Raw genomic sequence first — 25,233 nt, 5'->3', positions numbered from 1 at the left:
TTATTTTGCTACGGGAATATAATGCGAATCCTTGATTTCGCCAATTACGATGATGCTATGGAGACTTCCGATGCAGTCGATATTTCCCAGGGTGTTGAGCATGAAGTCCTGATAGGCTTTCATGTCGCGGGCATACACCTTGATCTGGAAATCGTAATCACCGGTGGTGTTGTAGCATTCCGTAATCTGGTCGATGGTTTGCACGGTATCCATGAATTGCTGAATCAAATCATGGGTGTGTTGTTTCAATCGGATATTACAGAGCACAATCACGTTGTGTCCCATCTTGTGATGATCTACTATCGCTCCATATCGCTGGATGTATCCCTCACGCTCCAATCGCTTCTGTCGTTCGAAGGTGGGAGAAGGGGAGAGGTGTACTCTTGCGGCAAGTTCCTTGACGGTGAGTCGTGAGTTCTGCTGCAACAACTTGAGTATCTTGATATCGATTTCATCGAGAATTTCTTCTGTAGCCATTGTTTCTTTATTACTGATTTTATTCATTTTTGCAGAATAATATTCTGCTGATTTACTTAATTCGCTGCAAAGATAGTATATTTTTCTGAATTGCGGAGAATATTTGGCAGATAAAATTCTTCTTCTTACCTTTGCACTCGCAATTCCGGAAGCAAAGAGCCGTTCATCATCCGATAATGGCAAATTAAGAATCGTTCATAATGGCAAATAAAGAGTCATTCATCATTAAAAAATATAGGAGATAAAATAATGAGCAACGCAAGAAATATACATTTTGAGGCAGTGGGCAGCTATTTGCGCCCTGCAGAGTTGAAGGAAGCAAGAGCCAAGTTTGCTGATGGCAAGATTTCTGCCACCGACCTTCGCAGCATCGAAGACCGTCTGATAACAGAGGTCGTCAAGCAGCAGAAGGCGCATCATCTGCCTTATATCACCGATGGCGAGTTCCGCCGCAGCTATTGGCATCTCGACTTTATGTGGGGATTCAATGGTGTGGAACATATCGAACTGGAGCATGGCTATCAGTTTCATGGCGAGGAGACAACCAAGGGGTCTATCCAGCTGACCGGCAAGATTACCGGTGAGAATCATCCTTTTATCAAGGATTTCCTGTTTGTGAAGCAGTTTGAGGAGTTGGATGCCGAGGGTGAGTTTATCTTCGAGGCAAAGCAGACGGTTCCGGCTCCTGCACAGTTTCTTGCGGAACTGTTTCGTGGCAAGAATGCCGAGAATACCCGCAAGTTCTATCCTAACACCACCCAGCTGATTGAAGACATAGCCCAGGCTTATCGCACCTTCTTCCAGGAGATTTATGCAGCCGGTTGCCGTACTATCCAGCTCGATGATTGCACCTGGGGAATGATTGTGGATAGTGATTACTGGAAAGCAAAGGTGGGCTACGGCTTCACCCTTGAACAGGAAGCCCTGCAATATCTGAAGGTGAACAACCTTGCCATCGAAGGCAAGCCGGAGGGGTTGACTATCAATACTCACGTATGCCGAGGCAATTACCATTCCTGCTATGCCACCAAAGGTGCCTACGATGCCGTGGCTCCTTATCTTTTCGCTCATGAGGATGTGGATACCTTCTATCTGGAGTATGATGACGAGCGTTCGGGCGGTTTCGAGCCTTTGAAGTATGTGGCAGATGGCAAGAAGGTGGTTCTGGGTTTGGTAACCTCTAAATCTCCTGTGTTGGAGGATAAGGCTACGGTCATCGCCAGAATCCACGAAGCTGCCAAGTATATCCCTCTCAATCGCTTAAGCCTCAGTCCTCAATGCGGCTTTGCCTCTTGTGAAATCGGCAATAAACTGACCGATGCTGAGCAATGGGCAAAGATAGATCTGGTTAGAGAGATTTCTGAGGAAGTTTGGGGAGAATAAAAGGTATTATTAAAACTCTACACACCCTGAGCTTTTGTAAGTTAGCCCTACACGCCCTGAACCAACGGTCACCGGCCGAAAGGAAAGGTAAAGGGCAGAAGCTCCTAGCCCAGGGCAGCGCCCTGGGTTACGCATAAGCAAGAATGTCGCCTTGTAAGGGCAAAAGCTTTATATATCAAAGATTTATAAATGCTTTTGCCCTTTCTTCTTCCTCCTTTTTAATAAGATATAGCCGGAAAGCAAAACCAGCGTAATCAGCAAGCCGGAGATGAAGACGAAAAGGTCGGAAAGAGGCCCTAAGAATGGAGAATAGCATCTACCCACATGGAGTTCTAATGCCACATTCCAAAGCGACATGGGGGTGGCAGAAAGCAACTCTGGGGTAGATGTTGTTTCACCTAAGCTCGCCCCTTTGCTATAATCGAAAATCACTTCTTTTCCTCCAAAGAAGTCCTTGGAATAACCGCTGACCAAAGAACTGGAAATCGGAATCATCGATTTTCCTTGGTTTGCTTTCCCCGTAAAATAATCTACTATCAGATTCTTTTCCGGATTCCAACGGAACATGCCGCTGAATGATCCTATCAGCCAGCCACCCTTGCCGTCACTCTCGAAAACATTTACTCCCATCGGACTTACCTTTGGTGCCTTCTCCTTATTTAATAAGATAGGTTTATGCTGGAAATGCTCATCCACTCTCAGGAATCCTTCTGAGGTAGAAACAAGCCAGTTGCCCTCTGCTGCATCCCATCGGATAGCGCGAAGTTTATCGTGCCAGACATTTCCATCCTTCACCTTTTCTGTGGTTTTGTTCATCGCCAGAGGTATCATCAATGGTGGACGGAGACACATACCTGTTATTGACAGCCAAAGCGTAAGGATGATAGTCGTGTATCCTAATTTATTATGCCATTTGGCATGGAAAACCATCTGTTTGCCAAGCTTCTGCATCTTTTCTCTTGCCTGTAATCTCTTCTGTCGGCGGATACGGTAAGGAAGAATGAAAAGGATGATGCCCGTTATCGAAAGGATGATAAGTACGATGGCGATGGCATCCACCACCAATCTTCCGGCTAATCCGAAGAAAGCACCGCTATGCAGGTTCCAAACGGTCTTGAAAAGGGTAACTTCCGGAACAAAACCTTCCGGTTGACCGATGATTTTGCGTGTAACATTCGTCTTTTTGCTGATCGCATCCCTCTTTTCGTTGGTTGCATCCGTCTTCTTACCAGATATTTCATAAACGGCAGAACGGGTTATGGCGATGATGCTTGTGCTGTCTTTGGTCAATGTAATGTCAGCGATACGCTCTTCATTATCTGCGAGCGGAAACATCTTCCATTCCTTTCCATCAAAGCGATATACATCCATCATGGCTGCACACCAGATTTCTCCGTTTTTCGTCTGTACCATGTTGCGGATATTCCTGCCATCCACGTTCTTGGGTAATCCCTTATTAAAGTCTTTCCAGGTTTTCATCTCTGCATCGGTAAGCCATACGCCACCATAACCATACGCCAAAACGGAATCACTTGGAGTTTTGCTGATGCGGTGATTGATCTTGATAGAACCTTTGATGATGCCGTTGTTGAAATTCTTGATATGATAAGCCGATGGCATTAGACTTCTGCTTACCTCACAACCGGCGAAAAGCTGGCGATGATTCAGAATAATGCCTGATACGCAGAATACCAACATGAATACTGACAGTACAAGTCCGAACCAACGATGGTATTTCTTCCAAGTAAAATGTTTCTTCTTTTTATCTCTCATTTTTGTAATTCTATAATTGGAGTGCAAAGGTAAGAAGATTTATGGAATTCTGCAATACCCAAAAATAATGATTTAGGATGCTTCTGTTTTTTTTCTAATCTTTAGTTTCATCACTTTTTCACTAAAAAAGTTTGGTGATTTCGTGATTTACTAGTAACTTTGCACCCCGAAATTAAAAATCATCATTCATTAAGAACAATAAGAAACTAGAAAATAAGGAAAAATGGAATATATGTCTCAAGAAGGCTACGATGAGCTCGTGGCCGAACTTCAACACATGGTAAACGTAGAGTTGCCAGCCGTTCGAGATGCAATTGCTGAGGCTCGCGACAAGGGTGACCTCAGCGAGAATTTCGAGTATCATGCTGCCAAGCGTGAGCAGGGCAAACTGTTGAGCCGCATCAGCTTCAAGCAGAAGGTCTTGGAGAATGCCCGTGTCATCGACAAGTCTCGATTGAAGAGCGATACCGTTGGCTTGTTGAGCAAGATTAAGATTACCAATCTCGCCAACAAGTGCAGCATGAGTTATGTTATCGTGAATCCTCACGAGGCTGATTTGCATAGTGGAAAAATCTCTATCAAGTCGCCTATCGCCAAGGCCCTTCTGGGTAAAAAGGCAGGTGATGAGGTAATGGTAAAGGTGCCAGCCGGCTTGCTGAAATTCCGCCTGGATAGCGTTGAGTTATAACTGGATAGTGTAGAGCTATCATGTATTATTTAAAAGGAAAGAGGGTGTGTCATAAGTATCTTGCCTAGGGTATAGATAAGGCACGGATTACACGGATTTATGCCGCTAATGTAAATAATACGATTATAGCCTCATGAAAAATCCGTGTAATCCGTGTAATCCGTGCCTAAAAACAGCAGAGGGCAGGCTTTATGACACACCCTCTTCTCTTTTTATTCTAATATTTCTCCAGAATCTTATTCAGTAAGAAGGTGGCATTCTGGTTTCTTGCTACGCCCTTCTGTATCTTATAAGTATAGGTAACATCCGTGCCCAAATCTATCTCGAAACAATAGTTGTGGAATTTCCCTGATGCATCATTCTCCATCTTGGAGAGTTCCAAATCGTGGGTAGCGATGATACCGCTCACCGGCTGCTTGGCGATGGCTTCTAGGAATTTTCTCGAACCATTCAGCTTATCCAACGAATTCGTTCCCTTCAGAATCTCATCCAGAATAATCAGCGTTCGGAGTGGCTCCTTATTGCCCTCTGCACTTTCCTTACAGAACATTCCCTCTGCACTTTCCTTACAGAACTTCAGCAGCTCCTCCAGTCTTATCAGCTCAGCATTAAAGTAAGAGATGCCGTGCGTCAAATCATCGGTGGTTCTCATACTCGAGAACAATCTGAAACGGGAAATCTTCAGCTGATCCGCAAATACCGGCATACCCGCTATTGCCAGGATATAGTTCACGCCCAGCGAACGCAGGAAGGTACTCTTTCCCGCCATGTTGGCTCCGGTGATGATATAATAGTTGTCGTCCTTGATGGTGAAATCATTCTTCACCGCCTTGGCACCCAGGAAAGGATGATAGAGATTCTTACCCTCGAACACGATTTCCGGACTTCCGATTCCTGCATTTTCAGAAACATCGCTTTCGGTATCTGCTTCCGGACTTCCCGAAACAAATTCCGCCTCTTCCGCCTCCGGATGATTATATCTGAAATCCGCCATCGAAACCATTGCATCCATCTCGCTGATGATATGCATCCATTCCTCCATCTTCACCATATAGGTATTCTTCCATTTCAGGAAACTGCGAACCAGGAAGAAATCGCTTAGCATGAAGGCATCGGTGAAGAAAAGACCCAGGAAGTTGCCTCTTCTGTCATACCCCTTCAATATCTTTTCCAGTTGGGCAAAGGAAGGCAGGGCATCTGCCAGGGAATCCTGCATCTCCTTGCCTAATTCGCTATGGAAATTGCGCCTGTTGATAAGCTGAAGTATCTGGGCATAGGCGATGAGCTGATGGCGAAGCTTGCCGCCATTGCTGTCTATCTTGTCAAGTGTCTGCTTGCAGACAAAGAATACCACCATGTATTGAACCAACACCCACCACAGGGTGAAATCCACCGAAACCATATCGCATATCGATAAAATCACGGAACCGATGACTCCGATAATCATCATCCATCCGATAACGAGCGAAATCGGAGATCCAAACCATGCCGGCACCTCCATCTTCGAAACCTTCTGCATCGCATCCACCACCGCAGCAGAATCAATCTTCTTCATCTTGCCATTCACCATTTTGCCATCCGCAGTTTGGCTTCTGTTCTTTTCGCCAAGTGCCAGGAATTCCATTCGCCAGTTTTCGCCTTCTCCCGCCAATTCCTTCTGCAAATCCCTTCTTCTTTTGATATCTTCCATATTCAAAGGCGTTTCCCGGGTAAGATTCCTGGCGAGTGCCTCCGAACCGCCCGATGTGATGGTTCGGCAGATGCGGTTGAACAGCGAACTCTTGCCGAAGACATCGAGGTCGAAGGAATAAGGATGCTGCGGATTCTGATAGCAATCGCCCGTTTCGAAAGGCGAGAAATCGCCCTCCCAAGCCTTGATTTCGTCCTGATAAACCTTGAGCAATGCCGAAAGATGTTCTATCTTCTCCTTGTTCTTATCGTCAAGTCGTCTGATTCCCAGATAGGCAATCAGGCACAATGTCGCCCCCATCAGATAGTTCTGCGTATCTCCATCCAATGCGAAATAGCAGATCAGGAAGGCGAGGATGCCGCCAAAAGCCAGCAACTCTCCCGTTATAAATCCCGTATTCTTACGCTTCAAGGCAGCCACCTCAGAAGCGTATCGGCTTACATATTGTTGATAATTCTCCTTGATACTCATACTTTTTCTTTATTATGAATTTTTCTCCATCCATTTATTATAGGATACATTCTCCTCTTTCCACTTATCCTTTGCTTCCGCCAGATTCTTCGGATATCCGATGATGAGGGTGTTGAGCGGAATCATCGTCTTGGGCAGATGCAGTAGTTGCTGCATTCCCTCGTATCGTTCTTTTAGGGGATAGAGGGCTGTCCATACTCCGCCAAGTCCCAGGCCGTGAGCCATCAGCAGGATGTTCTCCGTGACTGCCGAACAGTCTTGAATCCAGAACTCCTGCTCTGTGCCTTCCAGCGTCTTGTCAAGGCATCCGCAAACCACGATGGCGAGTGGTGGCATGTCTGTATAACTTCTCACCGATGTACGGCTCATAATATTTTCAAAAATCTGATTCTTTTCCATCATTGTTTTTCTGTGTGAGTCTTATTTTTTAGGCGAATCATAGCATTCCATAAGCCAGTCGAGCACATATTCTTGCTTGATTCCATCATGAAACTGGACGGGGTCGTTGTCCAGGGTGAGCAGATATTTTGGAAAATTGTCGGAGATGGACTTCAGGGGTGCCAATTCTCTCTGCATCGTGGTCTCATCCCTTACGCTGAGCGATACCTGATAGTATGCCTTGTGTTCACCAATGATTACCACGAAGTCTATTTCTGCATCACCGGCTTTGCCTACATAGATTTCTCCGCCTCGTCGTGCTAGTTCCAGATACACGATGTTCTCCAGTACGTGCCCCAAGTCGCCACCTTTGGTGCCATTGATGACTTGGCGCAGACCTACGTCGGCAAGATAAAGTTTCTGTCCAGTCTTCAATAGCTGCTTACCCTTGGCATCATATCTCTGCACTGGGTAGAAGATATAGCTGTCGGTGAGGGCAGAGACGTAGTTTTCTATCGTATGAGATGTAGTCTTTCTGCCCAGCGAGGTCATGGTATCGCTGATGCGCTTGATTACGGATATGTTGCCTATATTGTCAGCAAGGAATCTTACCACACTTTGCAACATCATCACATCGGTTATCTTTTTGCGGCTCACCACATCTTTCAGTACGATGGTGTTGTAGAGACCTGACAGGTATTCACGCACCATCTCTCGGTCTTGGCTGATTTGGGGAATGTATGGGAAGGAACCCAGTTCGATGTATTGGCGATAGGCAAGCTCTCGGGAAGTATGGGCAGGCTGCGTCTGCATGAATTCTTGGAAGGAGAAAGGGAAGAGCTTGATTTCGATGTATCTTCCGGTGAGCAGGGTGGCTATTTCGCCAGAGAGCAGGTAGGCATTGCTGCCAGTAACGTAAATGTCTACGTTATCTAGCAGGAACAGGCTGTCTATCACTTTCTGGAAATTTTCCACCATCTGTATCTCGTCAAAGAAGAGATAGTTCATCTTGTCTGGGAACAGGTTCTGCTTTACGTGCGCGTACAAAAATTTATAGTCGAGGAACGGTTCGTTGTCGAGATCCTCGAAGTTGAGGTTCTGTACTTGTTCTTCGGATACTCCGTCCGAGAGAAGTTTCTCCCTAAACATCCTCAGCAGCGATGACTTGCCACAGCGTCGTATGCCTGTTACTACCTTGATGGCCTTCTTGTCTCTCCATTTCTCCAGGAGATTCATGTATTCTTTACGCTCTATCATATTCTCTTTATGTTCTATTTATTCACTTTGCTATTCCTTTTGCATTCTATCTTGATTGCTAAAAATGAAATGCGCTGCAAATATACGAAACTTTTTCGGGAAATTTGCAGCGTATTGCAAATTTCTTATGTTTCTGGGTGAAATTTGCAGTGCATTGCAAATTTCTTTCTGTAGAACTGATAACACTTTCTGTAGAACTGATAACCTTTCTATAATCTGTATATCCGAGAATTTGTATTTATTTAGTTTTATTGCCCGAAACATCCTATCGTTTTTATCGCCCGAAACATCCTATAGTATGCGTATATATAAGCCGATGTCGTTGTTATCATACTGATGATGTTCACGCAGGTGAAGGCAGCCTGCCGGGTGTTGCCTGCCAGATAAAACACTGCCGCAGGGAGGAGATTGAAGCATTGGCCCAGGATGAATGAGAGCACATAGTAAAGTACCATCAACTCGCTGCAGCGTCGTACCAATTTTACGCCTGCCGGTAGCGTGTAGCGGAATATTCCCCATAAAGCTATAGGGGCGAGCTGCAAGACCAGTAGCTTGATGGTAACCAGGATGAGACTTATTGGAATCAGGATGGGACTTGTTCTGAAGGATAAGCCCGCTTGTCCGCAAACAGAAAATGCCAGCGAAAACAATGCGAAAATGCAATATGCATACATGGCATATTGTGCAATGCGATTTATATCCTGTTTCAGGACATCAACGTCTGAAGATAGATATGCATCTTTTTGAAGCATGTAGGCAAAATATGAAATATCTTCTTCAAGTCTTTTTTATACAACTTTAAGTTAAAAAAGTTGCTCGTTTGGGAAACTTTGGCTATTTTTGCTCCAAAAAGAACAGATATGAAAAAGAAATTCGATAATACGGATAATATCCTGGGGGGCATAGTGAAAAAAGTTCGTCTGGAAAAAGGGCTATCGCAAGAGGCTCTTGGAAAATATGTGGGATTGGGCAAAAGCAGCATCAGTAAAATTGAGAGTGGCAAGACCAATATCTCTATAGATGATGCTTCTGTCCTCCTGGAAGCTATGGGCGAGAAACTGAGTGTGTATATAGACAGTCAGTATCCGTCAGCAGAGACCATGATGAAGGTAACAATCTTTGTCACAGTTGCAGCTTGCTGGTTTGCAGAAGACAAGAAAATTACCAAGCAGAAAGCTTTCAACTTCCTCCAAAAAAATCAAGGCATCAGATTTTTGGAGGAGAATTGGGAAATAGAGCAGACTCAGCCAAGGGAACAGATCATTGAGGATTTGACTCGTATCTGCAATAACCATATTGCAAAAGCTAAGAAAAAGGAAAGGAGGGTAATGGCGTCATGAGATTGCTGCATGGAAGTTATACAGAGATTCTTACTCCTAATCTCACCAAATGCAAAGGGAAAAACGATTTTGGCAAAGGATTCTATCTCACTCCAAATTGGAAAAGAGCTTGGCAAATGGGCAAACGCAGCACTTTTCTTCATGGAGGAAAAATTACAGTCAATGCATTTCTGTTTTATCCTAATATAGGTGAGAAAAAAGGACTTCAAATTAAAATCTTTGAAGGATTTACAACAGAATGGGCAAAGTTCATTCTCCAGAACAGGGAAGAAAGCGAATTCTAGCATGACTACGATATTGTTATTGGACCCGTAGCAGATGCCTTCATTGATCAAGAAATAAAAAACTATATACGCCAATGTGGGGAAGCTTATCTTGATGAAAGTAACTTGAGTATTCTGGTTTCCAGAATATCCCAATTTGGACTTAGCTATATACAATATTGCTTTTGTACACACAAGGCTATTAATGAACTCATTAAAGATTGAGAATATGGGAAATAAGTATAATTATGAAAATGTATTAGGTGAAATTGCTTGTTATATAGCAAAAGAATGTAACCTTACTCCAAGCGAAGCTGTAGGTGTGGTAATGAATGATGATTGCACAGACGCTGTCATTGAAGAAATTCAAAAATCAGACAAGATAGACATAGAAGCTTTGGCCTCTCGTTATTTGACAGAGGAACTTTGTTAGCAGACTGCCGTTTGTACATTTTAGGTATGTTGAACCCTATTGAATGGGGTATACCGCATTCTCTTCCATAACCCAACAAAAAAGCATGGCGCAAATCACTGCGCCATGTCCCAATAAAAGAAAACCTTATAGTCAAAATATGAAATATCTTCTTCAAGTTCTTTTTTGTTTTGGAAAAAATGAGATAAATATCTTCCCGAGAGTTATTATTGAAAATGATAACCCAATATTTCTTCTTTTTTAATAGAGTTTCCAAAAAAACTTCGTATCTTTGCAGTGGCTTTATGCAAGATAAGCTGTTGTAATATCATCAAGCGTAGAATTATGGCAAGAAAAAGATATCCTATAGGAATACAAACCTTCGATAAGATTCGCAAGGAAGACCGGCTCTATATCGACAAGACAGAATATGTTTACCGCATGACACATTCTGACAGCAACTATATATTTCTGGGACGCCCCCGCCGTTTCGGAAAGTCTTTGCTTGTATCTACTTTACAGAGTTATTTCGAAGGAAAGAAAGAACTCTTTAAGGGACTTGCCATTGAAAAGCTGGAGCAGGATTGGACAGAATATCCTGTGCTCCATTTCAGTATGGCTATGGGCAAACACATGGAGAAGGAGCAACTGGAAAGATACCTGCTCTATATCATCGGCTTGAATGAAAAGAAGTTTGGTATAGAAAATGATGCTGTTGATCCGAATGTGAGATTGACAAACCTGATTATGAATGTGTACAGACGGACGGGAAAGAAGGTGGTCGTGCTCATCGATGAATACGATGCTCCTCTTCTTGATGTAGCACACGAGGATGACAATCTCAAGAATCTTCGCAATATCATGCATAATTTCTATAGTCCATTGAAGGATTGCGACCCATATCTCCGCTTTGTCTTCCTCACCGGTATCACCAGGTTTTCGCAAGTCAGCATCTTCAGCGAACTGAATAATATCACCAATATTTCGATGAACAGGGAATATTCGGGAATATGTGGAATCACCAAGGAGGAGCTGCTCACCCAGATGTCGGACGACATTGATGAATTGGCAAAATCGCTAGGCTCCACAAGAGAAACTGCCATCGAAGAACTGAAAATGAACTATGATGGTTATCATTTCTCTGCCCAATCGTCAGATATATTCAATCCGTTCAGTCTGCTCAACTGCTTTGCCAATCAGGATTTCGGTTCATACTGGTTCGCTTCCGGCACTCCAACCTACCTGATTAACATGATGCGGAAGTTTCATGTCTTGCCGGCAACTCTTGGAAAGATGTATGCCAAATCATCAGCCTTTGATGCCCCGACAGAGAACATGACGGCCATAACCCCTTTGCTATACCAAAGTGGCTATCTTACCATCAAAGATTATGACAAGACCAGCAAGCTCTATACTCTTGATTTGCCGAACAAGGAAATCAAAGTAGGATTGTTCGAGAGTCTTCTTCCTAACTATCTGGAAGGAATGTTTGCCCAGAATGGAGATGTCACCATCGCTCAGATGTCTGTGCTTATCCGTCAGGATGATATGGACGGAGCATTACAGCTGCTCCAGACCTTTCTGGGAACTGTGCCATATTGCAATGTCACCAACCATGAAGGTCATTACCAGCAGATGCTGTTTATCATCTTCTCGCTTTTGACTGGCTATGTGGTAGATGTAGAAGTGCACACTCCTAATGGGAGGGTAGATATTGTGCTGTTGACCGACATCCGTCTCTATATCATAGAGCTGAAGCTGAACAGGGATGCCCAGACGGCTTTGCAGCAAATCAACCTCAAGAACTATGCCCAGCGCTTTGCGCTTTGTGGCAAACCTATAGTAAAAGTAGGTATCAACTTTGATTCTGCCCAGGGCAATATTGAGGATTGGATGATTGAAGAGGAATGATAAAGTTAGCTAGCCTCTTGTACAAAGAGGCTAGCTAACTATAGTCTTGTTACTGAATATAATCAATGTCAATATAGATAGTTTTGCTTTCATTGATTAACAAAGTGCACAGTTCGAAACATCTTAGTGTAGTCTTCAAAAAAGCTAATTGAAGTTGTCAGAAGAGTTACAATCTGTTTTTAGAAGATATAGCTCCTAAGACCGCACATCAGCTGTTGTGCGGTTGCACATCAACTGTTGTGCACATGTCGCCCAGCTGTTATGCATGCGTGTTTCAGCTGATGTGCGGAAATAAATATCCTATAAAGCCTATGATAAAAAAGTAACTGTCAGAATCTTCAAATAGAAAATCCTAGTAATTCTGCTTTTTTCTTCAAAGCAATTGCCTTTTCTGTCGTCTTTATAGTTTTGAATAGTCTATTGTTCTCGAACTTTTTAATATAATTTGAAATCTGTCTCCTTTCGATTAAAGAAAGTTTGTTCTCTTTCTTTGCCCAAATCAACATAGCTTCCCACAATTCTGATGGGATTCTTCGTCTACTGGTATTACCATATTTTGAAAGTTTAAATGTTCTTTTCTGCAAATTTACGACTAATATTTTAAGATACCAAACTTTTTATTTTTGTTTTTGTTCTGTTTTTAAGTTTTTAGCTGCCCTTGCTGATAGATAAGGTGGTAGTTCAATCCTTCATTTTGCCAGTCACTACCATACATCGTGTTTTACGATACAAGGGTAGAGACACCTTTCCTGGCATTATTCTCTGAAGCAGCTATGGGGTGTATTCTTGGACATCATGAATTGGAGTAGATTTAGGCGATGATGCTGTGCCAAAATCATAATATGTGTAGAAAATATCGCATTTTTCGAAAAAAGTCAGCCAAATATTTGGAGATATGAAAATAAAAGCATATCTTTGCACCATAATATCACCCTTAGGTGGAAAAAACTAAGGCTCGCCACTCCTTTTAGGGGTGGCTTATTTTTTATATGTTAACGTATGGAACAACAGATGCAGCGTGTAATTGTTTACATAGATGGATTCAATTTCTATTTTGGCTTGAAACATAATGCGAAATGGAAGAAATATTATTGGCTTGACATCGTAAAGTTGTTTGAGTCATTTATGCGTCCGAACCAAGAACTGGTTGCGGTCAAATATTTCTCTGCCAAGCCCGATGACTTGGAACAAAGTTTAAGACAGAATGCTTTCTTTCAAGCCAACAAGGAAAATCCTAAGTTCAAATTGATTTTGGGCAAATACTTGAAGAAGGAAATCACGTGTTTCAGATGTGGCAATGTTATTCATACCCATGAGGAGAAAGAAACTGATGTGAGAATTGCAACGCAAATAGTCGCCGATGCCTACCAAGATAATTGTGATTTGCAGATTGTCGTATCTGCTGACAGTGATATGATACCTGCAATCGAATTAGCGACAGAAGCGAAGCACAAAGTCTTCATCTATTTTCCACCACATCAATATTCAAGCAACTTGGCTGCAATGGGAGCAGGTAAACCTCTTCACATGAAGCAGTATGAGACACGCTTCAAGCAATGTTTGTTGCCGGATGTTGTACATCTTGAAAAAGCAAATTTTGACTTGCACATTCCTGAAAAATGGAAAGGCTTTCAGAGTTTATAAAGATATTACGCCCCTCAGGCGCGCCGATAGGCAGCATACTAGAGTATAGGCAGCAACGAAATCCATAGGGATACGTCGCTCCTAAATTCATTATTTGCCACCGGGAGAGAGCAGTTGCAGTGCGATGCTCTTGCAAGAGTTTAATGCCAGATTGAGCCATGGTTATTTCAAGTCAATCAAGAATCGGCGTAATGCCATCCGGTGACATGTTGATGCCCATGCGCCGTGAAACACAGCGTATGGGTATTGACTGGCAAAAAGAAGAATGGAACAGCAGTAAAGCGCTGGTGTAAGTTGATCTTCGTCAGCGAGAGCGGATTCTCAGCTTTTAAACTGTTGCAAAATATGCACCAGTTGCGTTTTGTGGTTGTTGCAAAAAATGCAATAACCTCATTTTCCTCCATAATCTAACAACAAAAAAAGCATGGCGCAAATCACTGCGCCATGCCCCAATAAAAGAAACCCTTATAGTCAAAATAGAAATTAGCTATTCTAATTCTTTTCCGGTACTAATCTTTTCTAGTACTTTGCATTCTGAGGATCAAAGTTGGTCCAACCGCTCATCCAGTTGGTGCTGCCATCGAAGGCTCCGATGTAGGTTACGGTGTCGAAACCTGTCCAGCCGGCGAAACTTGCGGCACCGAGCAATGGGCTTCCTGCGATAGGAGTATAGCCATCTGCACCAACCAATGAGGTCCATGAATCAAAATACTTGTTGCTCTGCTCTGCAAAGAAGAAGGTGTTGCTGTATGACTTCTGATTCTTGTCGATGTCCTTCTTCTGGGCAGCATCGTAGAGGTAATCCTCATACTGCTTGTTGGCATCAGTGCCAACGGCATCCATACCAGCGAAATATACATTCTGAAGCTTGAACTTGCCATCCTTGGCATCCTTTACGGTTTCACCCTTCTCACCATCAACAATCAAACCGATAGGCCAGCCTAAGGCTACAGAGTTGATGCAGTTGAGGTTAGAAGAACGGCGAATCTGCATGGCTGACTGGAACTTGCCAAGGGCTGAACCATTGTTCGGATTGTAGGCACCGGCATTGATATAATCTGTGGTGTTCTGGAACTTATCATCCAATACCTTAGGACCTACAAAGGTGATGTTAGAGAAGGTTGCCTTGGTACGAGGATCCACGGTAGCACCATCGGCGCAGTTGTCGCTCTCGAAACCGTTGCTCTGAGAGGTGTCGGCTATCTTGCTGTCGCGCAGAGAAAGACCATACTGCACCTTTCCTGAGAAACCGTTATCTGTATCGAAATCATCATCCCAGCCCTTGTAGGCTACGAGATACTTGCAGTTTACTGTACCGCCAAACCACTCGAAGGAATCATCATTGGAATAAGATACCTGAACGTGGTCAATCTCTGTGCCTGAACCTACGGAACCGAGAGTCAAACCATTAATCTCCTTATCCTTCTGGAATGGATAACCGGCAAACTCGATGCGTACATAACTCAAGGCTCCTGAGTTGTCAGCATCATCTGCACCACCATGCTTGGTACGAGGACCACCCTCTATCTGCTGTTCTGTCTGGTTGTTCTTAGCCTTGCCGCAGAGAATGATGCCACCCCAGTCGCCAGGCTTTCTGCTGCCGGCAACCTCTTCAGATGTAAAGACGATAGGCTCTGTGGCTGTACCCTTGGCGATGAGCTTGCCGCCACGCTCTGCGATGAGTGCCGCCTTGGTCTGCTTGTCGCCCTTGATGATCGTTCCCGGTTCGATGGTAAGCTCAGCACCATCTGCAATATATACCCATCCCTTGAGGAGATAAGTGCCTTTCTTCAAAGTCTGCTTGCCTGTGAAGACGAATTCCTGGTCGCCGTTGCCAATCTGTGTTCCGTTGGCGTTTTCCTTGTCATCTGTTCCGAAGAGGATGTGGTCGCAAGCCTTCAAGCCGCCATTGGTTGTCCACTTGTAAACTACTTCTGATCCAGGATTTGGAGAAGGAGTTGGATCGTCATTGTCACTGCTGCAGCTGCTCAACATGGCAGATGCTGCGAGGATGCCCATGCATCCTAAAAAATACATCTTGTTCATCATTGTTTCCTGTTTTATTAAACAAACATCTATTATTATCTTTCTTGAAATTCTACGGATAGTCTCTAAAATTTATAGATTGCCTGCAAACCGATGTTTCTACCCGGCTTGTAGCATCTTGCTATTTCTTCTACTTCCTTCTTGCTTCCGTCGCTATACGTTACATCAGCAAACTGCTTGTAATATATCTTTTCAGCAAGAAGATCTCTTACGTTGAGCTTCAGTTCCAGATGCTCGCCGAATTTCTTAGTCAGCGAGAAATCGATGGTGTTGCGGGGCATCTCGTAGCTGTGAGGCACTCGGGAATTGGAGTCATCGCCTGTGCTCCCCTCGCTTCTGCCCACACCGATGATTCGCTTGCCTATGCGGTTGTAGAGCAGGGCGATATCCATCTTTAATGGCTCATTCTTATAGAAGATGCCGGTGTTGATAAGGTATGGCGACTGACCCTGCATCGGTCTGTCTTCCTCTTTCGAACCCTTCTCAAACTGCACCTTGCTCTTAATCAAGGCACCGTTAAACGACCAGCTGAAATCCTTCAATCCTATGAATCCGAGATTCTTTCTGATATCCAGCTCCACACCATAGTTGTTGGCACTCTTTGCATTCTTGTAAGAGTAAATCAAGTCAGTGCCACCAGCCACCGTATAGGTCCACTCGATAGGAGAATCGAAGTGCTTGTAGAAGACTGCCAGAGAAATGAGCTCTCCACGGGATGGATACCACTCATATCGCAGGTCGAGGTTATCGACATAACAGTTCTTCAACTCAGTGTTTCCCTGGACATTGCTGGCAAGGTCGAAGTCGTAATACACCGACGACGATACTTCACGGAATTCTGGGCGGTTAATACTGCGGCCATACGACAGTCGCACCTGGTGCTGGTCGCTGATCTTATATGTTGTATTGAGAGATGAAAAAACATCATCGGTCTTGTAATGACGGCTCGATTCACTCTTCTCGTAGTCACGGGAATTGGAGATGAGTTCCATATCATTATGCTCGAAGCGGACACCGGCGTGGATGCCGAGTTTGCCAAAGGGGAGAGACATCGCCAGGTATCCGGCGCCTAAGGTGTTGTGTCCGCGGTAGTTATTGCGCATCTGCTTTTCCTCCAGAAGATACAGCTTGTCGTAACCCATGTTTGCCTCGCTGGAGAGCAGGGTTGGGATGTCGCTGTGGCGGAAGTCGGATGGCATGTTGTTAGCTGAAACATTCCAGTTGTAGATGAAGTTGCGGGTCTGGTATTCTCGGCTGCGATACTCCCCATAGGCACCCACCTGTAAGTTTGGCTCAAAGTTGCCAAACTTGAAGTGGTGCTTGTCATTTACCCCAAGAGAGAGAATGTGTTCGTCGAGTTGAGTCCACTCGCGGGATATGTCGTTGCCGGTACTCAGGGCATAAACGCCCGATTCAAGAGCATCGTCGATGAGGTATCTACGACGGTCAGGCAAATGACGGTTGGCATACGCATACCCGATGCTCCAGTCAAGGGCATCGCTAGTGAAGGTGTGCTTGCCGGTAAGCTGACCGTTATATGTAGTTCGACTGCGGTAGTAATACTCTGCGCTTCGCTCCAGGTTCGACTGGGCGCTCACGCCATCACGCCAGGTATATCGGCTGGTAGCCAACTGGTTGAAGATGTTCTTGAGCTGATACTTGTGATTGCCGTCCTTGGAAAGGAAGGTGAAGTTGAGCATCGCTCCGAGTCTCACATTATTATTATACTGGTCGTCAACAGAGTGACGAAGATAGTTCGGCTTGTCGTTAGCCGCATCATAGATGCCATAGAGGTTGTTCTCCATGTTCTCGTAGGTGCGGTATTCGTTGGTATAGTTCAGGGCGGCGAGCATGCCGAGTGTTCTTCCGCCCAGCATCCAGCGCTGGTTCAGGCTAGCTGCCAGTTTCAAGTCGCCCAAAGGCTTCTTGTTCTTGATGAGCCAATCATTGTTGAATCCGTTGCCCAGGAGCGAAGTAGCATAATCGCCCACCGGTTTTCCGTTGGCATCGAGCTGTGGATTCAAGTCAGCATGGATGCCCCCATTCAGGTTTCTCAGTCCATTGTCGAACCCTAGGAAATCGGTTCCGGAACCTTTTGAGTAAGAAAAGTCTTTGAAGGCAGAAGATGTATTCCAGTTTCCGCCTACGGCGATGTTGAAACTGTTTTCTGCCGGAATCTCCTTGGTGTTGACGATGATGAAACCGCCTGAGTAATCTGCGGGATATTCAGCCGTTGGCGACTTCACGATGGTAAGGTTGTCAATCTGCGAACTTGGGATGATATCGAAGGAGAATGCCCTGGAATCAGCCTCAGAGCTAGGCACTGCTCCTCCGTTCACCCATACATTGTTATAACGCTGCGACAAGCCACGAACCATCACGAATTTATCGTCGATGAGGCTCACGCCTGGCACTCGGCGTATCACCTCACCCGCATTCGTATCTTGAGTTCTGGATATTTCCTGTGCCGAAACATTGCTCACGATGACGGGACTGTTTTTGGCCACCTGTATCATTGCCGCATCCGTATTACGCCTTTCCACTGCGGTAACGGTCACCTCTTTCAGCTGCTGTTCATCAGGTTGCAGCGCGATTACCTGGTCTGCGTCCTTCGCCTGAACCCCGTCAATTTTTTGAGTCTTATATCCTATATAATTAATATATAGTGTATATTTCTTGTCTTTATTCAATCCATCGATCTGGAAGTTGCCGTCGATGTTGGTGATAGCCTTCACGTTGGTTCCATCCACAGTGACGACTGCACCGATGAGTGTCTCTTTCGATTTCTGGTCGATAACCACACCCTTAATCTGTTGCGCCCACGTTGGCATGCTAGCCGCTGAGAGCAATCCTAATACAATAATTCCCCTTTTAGCATTCATAACCTATATCGTTTGATTACGGTTGCAAAGGTACGGCGGTATTATTACATAGCGATTGCGATGAGGTTGAAAGGCATTGACGAAGCTGCGACAATGGTGTTACGGTTGCAACAACTAAAAAAGTTTAAACATTTAACCTGATGTTTTGAGATAAATATAGAAATTACTATATTTGCAGCATAATTACGGAATATGGTATAGAGGCAAAGTCTAATTCTGAGATTATATCAGAATTAGGAGGACGATTCAAGCAATATCGTCTGTTCAGCAATCTCACTCAGAAAGAGGTGGCTGTAAAGGCTGGTGTGAGCATTTTCACCATTAGCCAGTTTGAAAAAGGCGAAGCTAAGAACATAGGCTTTGGCACTATTCTTTCTCTGTTGAGGAGCATTGGATTCCTGCAGGAAGCTGAAAAACTCTTGCCGCCGCTGCCAATTCTGCCTAGCCAAGTGAAGAAAATGAATGAAAAGAAGGAAAGGGTAAGACATGAAAGATAATGTTGTGCAGGTAATCCTGATTCACATTTCTATCGTAACCATGAACTTACGGTTCTTGGCAAGCGAAAGAATATAACGAAGCAGGATTTGATGCTTTTTGCACAAAAACAGGATATCAGAAATGCTTCTAATATCATAGAAGAAGTGGAAGACGTGGTGATGAACTTCAAGTCTTATGCCGAAAAAGTGGAAATCGATGAGCACTGGATACGCAAAATAGAACGGGTTTTGGAAGAAATCCGTAAGTAAGCGATTTCATATCATTTGGCGTTGATGGGGGAAGAGATTCCTGATAAAGTTTAGTATATGCTTGGGCGATGTTTTAAGGAAGAATAAGAAAGGAAAAGAAAGAAAAAGAATACGAAAAGATAATCCGAAACAGAAGTAATGGCAGCTATCTGTTTCGGATTTTTTTTGCAATGATTAATTTCCAACGCAGTTCTTCCTCAACCACATCCCGAAGAAGCGGTCGTAGATGATATAGCTGCCATTGTACTTGTAGATGAATTCTCTATTGATCAGCGTCTTGAGAGCAAGACTCACGCTGCTGGCAGCAGGCAAGTTGTGGCGGCTGATGAAATCCTGTGAAAGAATGGAGGTGACAGCCTTATCCTGGGCAATGGCAGATAGAAGGGCAGCCTGATTGTCTGTAAGGGAATCGTAGTAATTCACGAATGCCACTTCCTGCTCGTTCACTAATTCCAGGGTTACATCATCAATTTCCGCTGTCGTAATTTCCTTTCCGTTCTGATAGAGTCGGTTCAGAATATCCTGAATATACCAGGTTTGACCATCCACCTTATTATATAGATAGGCAAAGGTATCATGATCCATGGTCAGATTCCGGGTTCCCATCCATCTGTTGGCAAAACGATGATACTCATCCTGGTTGATGAGGGGAAGATTGAGAATTTGCGAACTCTGATAGAATGGTCGCTTTGCCGACAGGAACATATCGGTCATCATGTGCTGCTTGCTGCCTGCAAAGATGAAATATACATTCGGCAAAAACTGGATGTAGGAGCGTAGCAGGGCCTCTGTGCCATCTTCGGGATATTCGGCTATCTGCTGGAACTCATCGATGGCAATATAGATTCGTTTCTCCGATTGTTTCAGATACTCGAAGATATGTGTAAGGGAATCTTCGTGCTGGCTTGGCGAAACCGTAATCGAGAACGTAGGGATTCCCGTCATTTCATCAAACGACATCGTAGGCTTGTAGCCGGCAAAGAAAGTGGTAATCTTGCGCATGGCAGTTTGCGAGAAAGTATCAACCTTCCCGATAACCGTCTTTGCCAATAATTGGATGAATTGGCTCAGATTTCTTGTGGCATTGATGTCGAGATAGAAACAATGCGTCTCAGGCTCCTGCTTGCTGATGTTCTCAAAGACATGGTGTATGAGTCCCGTCTTTCCGATGCGTCGAGGAGAGATGAGGACGATGTTGCGCTCATTCTGCAAAGCCTTCATGATGACTTCCGTCTCTTTCTTGCGGTCGCAGAAGTATTCTGCTCCCTTATATCCGTAGATAACAAATGGATTATTCAGCTGTTCCATAATGTTTTATATCTATTCCATGTTTTGTGTTACATGTTTTATGTAATGCAAAGATACGACTTTTTTATGTAACTATCGCCACTTTTTTTCCTAATAATTTTTAAAACTTGCATTTTGACAGTGCTTATCCATCAAAAATACTACGCAGAAGAAAAATTTCTCAATCTGTGAAACCAACTTTCATAGGTACAACTTAATTTTGCATCCAAAAAAGAATGTATTAATGTTGTATGATGATGGTTAAGCAAATATCAGATAAAACAGATGTGGAGCCGATAGACTTGCTCCAGGCCTTCGAAATAATCGTAGAAAAGGCAAAAGGGTCTTCTCTCGGAGAAGAGTTTTATCAGAAAGCAGATCCGTATCTTGTTTTTGTTTCTGATAAACTGTGTATCTCCAAGCGAGCAAGTGTTATTATGGCCCTCTTTGCCGACCGGTGTTATGATACCCATATCCGGTTTTCTGATTTGACGGAATTCCTGGATTGTAGAATCCTGACATTGCTCAGATATTCCAACGAAACTCAGGAACTTATCGATAAGGAATATGTTTGTCAGAATCGGATAGAAGGACTCAGCTATAGCATCCCGATGGAGGTGATGGAGGCATTCCAGCATAATCGACGATATATTCCTTCGGATGTGGATGAATTCACAGCCAGAGAACTGTTTGATAAGTTTGATGAACTTTTCTCGAAATGCCGCTGCGAAAAACTGAACAAGCAGGTTTTGAGAAAGAAACTCAGAGCGCTGGTTGTCAAGAATAGCAACCTGGCTTTTGTCAAGGCAATGGCATTGTATGATATAAATGTGGAGGATAAAGACTTTCCGCTTTTCATCTTGCTGTGTACACTCTTTGTTATTGATGGCGATGATGACATCCGTTGCCATGACTTGGATTTCATCTATGAGGAAGGTGAGTCGGTCTGGCGATGGGCTAAGCGAGACCTTAACCAAGGCAATCATCGTTTCTTGCAGAAAAAGTTCATAGAATATACCAACGATGACGGCTTTGCCGACAGGGAATCCTTTAAGATTACAGACAGTGCGAAGAAGCTGCTCTTTTCGGAGATGAACTTTTCTGCTATGCGAGGCTCCCGTCCTAAAGGTGGCATATTATCCTTTGAGAGTATCAAGCCTAAACAGCTGTTTTACAACGACAAGGAACGTAAACTGGTAGAAGAACTTGCAGCTCTTATGGATGAAAAGAATTTCCAGGGTATCCGAGACCGCTTGAAGGAAACTAATTTCAGAAGTGGCTTTGCCTGCCTATTCTATGGTGCACCAGGTACCGGAAAGACGGAGACGGTTCTTCAGATAGCCAGGAAAACGAGTCGTGACCTTATCCAGGTTAACATCTCGGATATCAAGAGTATGTGGGTAGGGGAGAGCGAAAAGAACATCAAGGGTATCTTTGATGATTACAGAAAGATGGTGAAACAATCGGCAAAGACTCCTATTCTGCTCTTCAATGAGGCTGATGCCATCATCGGCAAGCGTATGGTGGGTGCAGAGAAGGCTGTGGATAAACTGGAGAACAATATCCAGAACATCATTCTTCAGGAGATAGAGCAGCTTGATGGCATTCTTATTGCCACAACCAATCTTGCCGAGAATATGGACAAGGCCTTCGAGCGTCGTTTCCTTTATAAAGTGAAGTTCGAAAAGCCTGATTTGCATGGTCGTTTACAGATTTGGCAAACGATGATACCATCTTTGAATGATGCTGATGCTTCTTTCCTTGCCGCCAGATATGATTTCAGTGGTGGAGAGATTGAGAACATTGCCCGCCATTATACCATCCAATCCATTTTGCATGGCAAACCGGCGGATATGCTCAAATCTCTTGTCGGGTATTGCGATAGTGAAAGGCTGGAAGGAAGACCCCCCAAGAGAAAGGTTGGGTTCTGATGCATCACCCATAAAGAAAAGGCGGTAAATACGAAAAATGTATTTGCCGCCTTTTTCTCCTAGTTTCAGATGATTGTATCTGATATTTCTTGATAGATTAAATCTGTTATTCCTTAATTGATTAAATTTGGTATTTCTTGGTGAGATTTCTCAATTTTTCGGCAATATCCTCCCTTAGCCATTGAGGTTCCAATACTTCCATGGTATCCATGTTGGAGAATATCTCCTGTTCAAAATCGAATTCAGGCTTCAGATGGTATTCAAAGATAGAATATTCATCTGTGCGCTCCGTTTCCTTTTGTGAGGTATGGAGAGGAAGGTTGCGGATATAGTTACTTTGGAATGCATCCACCTTGAGTACCACCTTTTGCACCTCAGAATCCTCGTTGTTGATGATGCCGAAGCAATCCTTGAAATATTCAGCAGGATCCAGATCCTCAGGCAATTTGAATGTTTCTTCAGAGATGGTGACATTCTCCATACGGTCGAGCGCATAGCATCTGATGTCATCTGTGCCAGGACTGTAAGCCACCACATACCAACGCTTCTTGAAAGCCTTTACGAAATAAGGATGAATATCAAATGCATGATACTCCTCTGTATTGAAGCTATAGTAGAATATGGAGATGACGCGGTTGTCACGCATTGCCTTGATGATGTCTTCCAGATAGTTTCTGCCAGAAGGCATATCTTCCAGGAGTACACGATTCTTGAGCTTGTGACTGTTGCCAACCATGGCATTGAGGGAGAAGGCATTGAGCATCCAGCTTCTGGCACTTCCTTCCTCGAAGCAGTCACCATACTCAATGTAATAGCGGTATCCGCTGCCACAGCAGATGCTGATTTCAAACAGTTCCTCGATGGAATGGAGGTTGTTGATGAAGGTACGGCGAGAGAGTTCCGTTCCTTCGCTGAGATCAGAATCCTTCCATCTGCTTTGGATTTCTCTTAGTGTGATGCCGCCCCTTTTTCTGGCTCGATGGATGGTTTCCACGAGCCAGACATATTTGTTCAATTGATTGATAGCCATATTCTGTTTCTTTTATTTGGGTACAAAGATAACGGAAAAGTAGGAAAATATGTTGCACAAGATAGATTTATTTCATGCAGATTTCAATTATTTCATCGTTTTATGAAAATAAAATGAACCTGTGCAGCTAATTTACCCATGTCTTCTGTACTTTTGCACTGAAAATAAAAAAATGAATTTTATATAATATCTTCCCGACTTTTCCGTTTTCTGATATAGACATTATAAGAATGTGGAATAAGTATAAGGAAAAGAATGAAATTAAAATTTTAGTAATATGGATTTAAAGGCTATACAGCAATTGCTGCAAAAGGCTCAGCCTATCTTACAGAAAAGTAAGGCTGAGATGAAAGAGCGTGAGGCAAAAGGCGAATATTTCAATGTTTTTGAAAATTTGCATTTTACACGCCCTGAGGAACATCTGCATACTCCTTTTCTTCGTATGCTGCTTGATAAGGATGCCAATCATGGAGTAGGGAAAGGCTTCTTGGAGGCTTTCCTGGATAAGGTTGTGAAAAAATTGAAGCCTGATTTTCAATATGATGTCAATTCAAGTCATGTTGAATATAAAGACAAATACATTGGTGAAGTAAAAATATCAGAGAAAGATGGAGAATCTACAGGTGGAGAGATTGACATTTTTCTATATGATGAGAAAGGGCATGCTATCATCATTGAAAACAAGTTTGATAGATATGGCAATCCTGCTCACGAACAACCAAGACAACTTGAGCGATATCATAATTTCGGAAAAAAAGAATATAAGGATAATTTTATCTTGATATATCTCACTCCGTCTGGTCAAGATGCTTCTGAGTATTCTACGGGTCCCAATAAAATAACCTGTTATCCGCTGAGTTATGACAAGTATGATAATAAGCCAAATATCTTATCTTGGCTTGAGAAGTGCTTGGATATATCAAAAGGATGCCCTCGCATTCATGAAGTGATTAAGCAATACATAACTTTTATAAAAGATACAAGACATATTATGGAAGAAAATTATCAAAAAGAATTATTGAATTTGTTACTTTCTGAAGAAAATGTAGATGTAACACTTGGTATCTTACGTGATGGACAAAAAATAAAAGAGAAAATCAGAAGAGACTTCTGCAATCAGCTTGAAAAATTGGCAGGGGAATACGGTCTTGAGCTTCGTGAACAATATGATGGTAATATCGCTACATGGAATAGTGATTATGGTTGGATGATTTTCGTAGGTAAGAAGAGACATCAATCACAAGTAGGATTTGTGGTTGGAAATTTCTCACGACCAAATTCAAAGAAAGGTGGAATGTTATATGGATTGTCTATTATTAATGGGGACTATTCTAATCTGGAAGAGCTGAAACATAAATTTAAGATAGAATCAGGTAATCCAGATGACGAGTATCCTAAGTTTTCACAAGAGAAAGAACCATCTCAACTTTCAGAAGGTCAATGGAAAGATTTCCCTTGGGGATTTTCGTATTTAACTGACGAGAATAGAGAATGGAAGAAGAACTGGTATGATTGGGATGACCTTCAGACTTTGGCTGATATGCGCAATGGCAAGATGCTTGATTTTATGAGAACCCGTTTTGAAATTCTGAAAAATAATGGTATCATAGACAAGCTGTAGTTT

22 protein-coding genes are annotated in these 25,233 nt (G+C 43.4%); 11 read left to right on the top strand and 11 right to left on the bottom strand.

Annotation, left to right across the window (positions count from 1 at the left end; translation table 11 throughout):
- On the bottom strand, positions 1–477 hold the full coding sequence (locus tag ACQRBJ_RS09005; RefSeq protein WP_445303400.1) for an Lrp/AsnC family transcriptional regulator: 477 nt from the start codon (positions 475–477) through the stop codon (positions 1–3).
- Positions 478–726: 249 nt separating this feature from the next.
- On the opposite strand from ACQRBJ_RS09005, the gene ACQRBJ_RS09000 reads away from it, so the two are divergent.
- Positions 727–1,860: a 5-methyltetrahydropteroyltriglutamate--homocysteine S-methyltransferase gene (locus tag ACQRBJ_RS09000; RefSeq protein ID WP_445303399.1), complete on the top strand. Its 1,134-nt coding sequence runs from the start codon at positions 727–729 to the stop codon at positions 1,858–1,860.
- Positions 1,861–2,043: 183 nt separating this feature from the next.
- On the opposite strand, the gene ACQRBJ_RS08995 is transcribed toward ACQRBJ_RS09000, so the two are convergent.
- Positions 2,044–3,633, bottom strand: coding sequence for a PepSY domain-containing protein (locus ACQRBJ_RS08995; protein ID WP_445303398.1), 1,590 nt, complete (start codon positions 3,631–3,633; stop codon positions 2,044–2,046).
- 223 nt (positions 3,634–3,856) lie between these two features.
- Here ACQRBJ_RS08995 and greA point away from each other — a divergent pair, with 223 nt between their 5' ends.
- The gene (gene greA / locus ACQRBJ_RS08990; RefSeq protein WP_089544955.1) at positions 3,857–4,321 is read left to right on the top strand and encodes a transcription elongation factor GreA; all 465 of its coding nucleotides are present in this window, start codon (positions 3,857–3,859) and stop codon (positions 4,319–4,321) included.
- Between the two features lie 217 nt (positions 4,322–4,538).
- Here greA and ACQRBJ_RS08985 read toward each other — a convergent pair whose 3' ends face one another.
- The 4 genes from ACQRBJ_RS08985 to ACQRBJ_RS08970 all read right to left on the bottom strand — a co-directional run bounded on the left by ACQRBJ_RS08985 (position 4,539) and on the right by ACQRBJ_RS08970 (position 8,791).
- Complete coding sequence (locus tag ACQRBJ_RS08985; protein WP_445303397.1) at positions 4,539–6,482, bottom strand: MutS-related protein; 1,944 nt, start codon at positions 6,480–6,482, stop codon at positions 4,539–4,541.
- 12 nt (positions 6,483–6,494) lie between these two features.
- Positions 6,495–6,884, bottom strand: coding sequence for a nitroreductase family protein (locus tag ACQRBJ_RS08980; protein ID WP_445303396.1), 390 nt, complete (start codon positions 6,882–6,884; stop codon positions 6,495–6,497).
- A gap of 18 nt (positions 6,885–6,902) precedes the next feature.
- Positions 6,903–8,117, bottom strand: a complete 1,215-nt coding sequence (locus ACQRBJ_RS08975) for an ATP-binding protein (protein WP_445303395.1) — start codon at positions 8,115–8,117, stop codon at positions 6,903–6,905.
- Positions 8,118–8,365: 248 nt separating this feature from the next.
- On the bottom strand, positions 8,366–8,791 hold the full coding sequence (locus tag ACQRBJ_RS08970) for a hypothetical protein (protein ID WP_445303394.1): 426 nt from the start codon (positions 8,789–8,791) through the stop codon (positions 8,366–8,368).
- 186 nt (positions 8,792–8,977) lie between these two features.
- Here ACQRBJ_RS08970 and ACQRBJ_RS08965 point away from each other — a divergent pair, with 186 nt between their 5' ends.
- The 5 genes from ACQRBJ_RS08965 to ACQRBJ_RS08945 all read left to right on the top strand — a co-directional run bounded on the left by ACQRBJ_RS08965 (position 8,978) and on the right by ACQRBJ_RS08945 (position 13,687).
- The gene (locus tag ACQRBJ_RS08965; protein ID WP_320881402.1) at positions 8,978–9,457 is read left to right on the top strand and encodes a helix-turn-helix domain-containing protein; all 480 of its coding nucleotides are present in this window, start codon (positions 8,978–8,980) and stop codon (positions 9,455–9,457) included.
- Positions 9,454–9,741 (top strand): DUF3990 domain-containing protein, encoded by a 288-nt coding sequence (locus ACQRBJ_RS08960; RefSeq protein ID WP_445303393.1) that lies wholly within the window; start codon positions 9,454–9,456, stop codon positions 9,739–9,741. Before ACQRBJ_RS08965 ends, ACQRBJ_RS08960 begins: the two co-directional genes overlap by 4 nt.
- Positions 9,742–9,949: 208 nt before the next feature.
- On the top strand, positions 9,950–10,153 hold the full coding sequence (locus ACQRBJ_RS08955; protein ID WP_118117227.1) for a hypothetical protein: 204 nt from the start codon (positions 9,950–9,952) through the stop codon (positions 10,151–10,153).
- Positions 10,154–10,477: 324 nt separating this feature from the next.
- Positions 10,478–12,043, top strand: coding sequence for an ATP-binding protein (locus tag ACQRBJ_RS08950; RefSeq protein WP_445303392.1), 1,566 nt, complete (start codon positions 10,478–10,480; stop codon positions 12,041–12,043).
- Positions 12,044–13,042: 999 nt separating this feature from the next.
- On the top strand, positions 13,043–13,687 hold the full coding sequence (locus ACQRBJ_RS08945) for an NYN domain-containing protein (protein ID WP_295299050.1): 645 nt from the start codon (positions 13,043–13,045) through the stop codon (positions 13,685–13,687).
- 176 nt (positions 13,688–13,863) lie between these two features.
- Here the strand turns inward: ACQRBJ_RS08945 and ACQRBJ_RS08940 are convergent, their stop codons facing one another.
- The 3 genes from ACQRBJ_RS08940 to ACQRBJ_RS08930 all read right to left on the bottom strand — a co-directional run bounded on the left by ACQRBJ_RS08940 (position 13,864) and on the right by ACQRBJ_RS08930 (position 18,615).
- A complete protein-coding gene (locus tag ACQRBJ_RS08940) occupies positions 13,864–14,091 on the bottom strand; it encodes a hypothetical protein (protein ID WP_445303391.1) in 228 nt (75 codons plus the stop codon).
- Positions 14,092–14,206: 115 nt separating this feature from the next.
- On the bottom strand, positions 14,207–15,736 hold the full coding sequence (locus ACQRBJ_RS08935; RefSeq protein WP_445303390.1) for a hypothetical protein: 1,530 nt from the start codon (positions 15,734–15,736) through the stop codon (positions 14,207–14,209).
- 62 nt (positions 15,737–15,798) lie between these two features.
- Positions 15,799–18,615 (bottom strand): TonB-dependent receptor domain-containing protein, encoded by a 2,817-nt coding sequence (locus tag ACQRBJ_RS08930; RefSeq protein WP_445303389.1) that lies wholly within the window; start codon positions 18,613–18,615, stop codon positions 15,799–15,801.
- A 170-nt stretch (positions 18,616–18,785) separates the two neighbouring features.
- Between ACQRBJ_RS08930 and ACQRBJ_RS08925 the strand changes: the two genes are divergently transcribed.
- A complete protein-coding gene (locus tag ACQRBJ_RS08925) occupies positions 18,786–19,112 on the top strand; it encodes a helix-turn-helix domain-containing protein (RefSeq protein WP_445303422.1) in 327 nt (108 codons plus the stop codon).
- A gap of 90 nt (positions 19,113–19,202) precedes the next feature.
- On the top strand, positions 19,203–19,361 hold the full coding sequence (locus ACQRBJ_RS08920) for a hypothetical protein (protein WP_349225796.1): 159 nt from the start codon (positions 19,203–19,205) through the stop codon (positions 19,359–19,361).
- Between the two features lie 174 nt (positions 19,362–19,535).
- On the opposite strand, the gene ACQRBJ_RS08915 is transcribed toward ACQRBJ_RS08920, so the two are convergent.
- Positions 19,536–20,669, bottom strand: coding sequence for an AAA family ATPase (locus ACQRBJ_RS08915; protein WP_295347648.1), 1,134 nt, complete (start codon positions 20,667–20,669; stop codon positions 19,536–19,538).
- A 236-nt stretch (positions 20,670–20,905) separates the two neighbouring features.
- On the opposite strand from ACQRBJ_RS08915, the gene ACQRBJ_RS08910 reads away from it, so the two are divergent.
- Positions 20,906–22,579: an ATP-binding protein gene (locus tag ACQRBJ_RS08910; protein ID WP_445303388.1), complete on the top strand. Its 1,674-nt coding sequence runs from the start codon at positions 20,906–20,908 to the stop codon at positions 22,577–22,579.
- A 121-nt stretch (positions 22,580–22,700) separates the two neighbouring features.
- Here ACQRBJ_RS08910 and ACQRBJ_RS08905 read toward each other — a convergent pair whose 3' ends face one another.
- Positions 22,701–23,609: a helix-turn-helix transcriptional regulator gene (locus ACQRBJ_RS08905; protein ID WP_445303387.1), complete on the bottom strand. Its 909-nt coding sequence runs from the start codon at positions 23,607–23,609 to the stop codon at positions 22,701–22,703.
- Between the two features lie 277 nt (positions 23,610–23,886).
- On the opposite strand from ACQRBJ_RS08905, the gene ACQRBJ_RS08900 reads away from it, so the two are divergent.
- Positions 23,887–25,230 (top strand): PD-(D/E)XK nuclease family protein, encoded by a 1,344-nt coding sequence (locus ACQRBJ_RS08900; protein ID WP_445303386.1) that lies wholly within the window; start codon positions 23,887–23,889, stop codon positions 25,228–25,230.
- Positions 25,231–25,233: the final 3 nt, after the last annotated feature.

This window comes from Prevotella sp. SGI.167 (genome assembly GCF_050313615.1).
Taxonomy (GTDB): domain Bacteria; phylum Bacteroidota; class Bacteroidia; order Bacteroidales; family Bacteroidaceae; genus Prevotella.
This window is presented reverse-complemented; position numbering and strand designations above follow the sequence as displayed.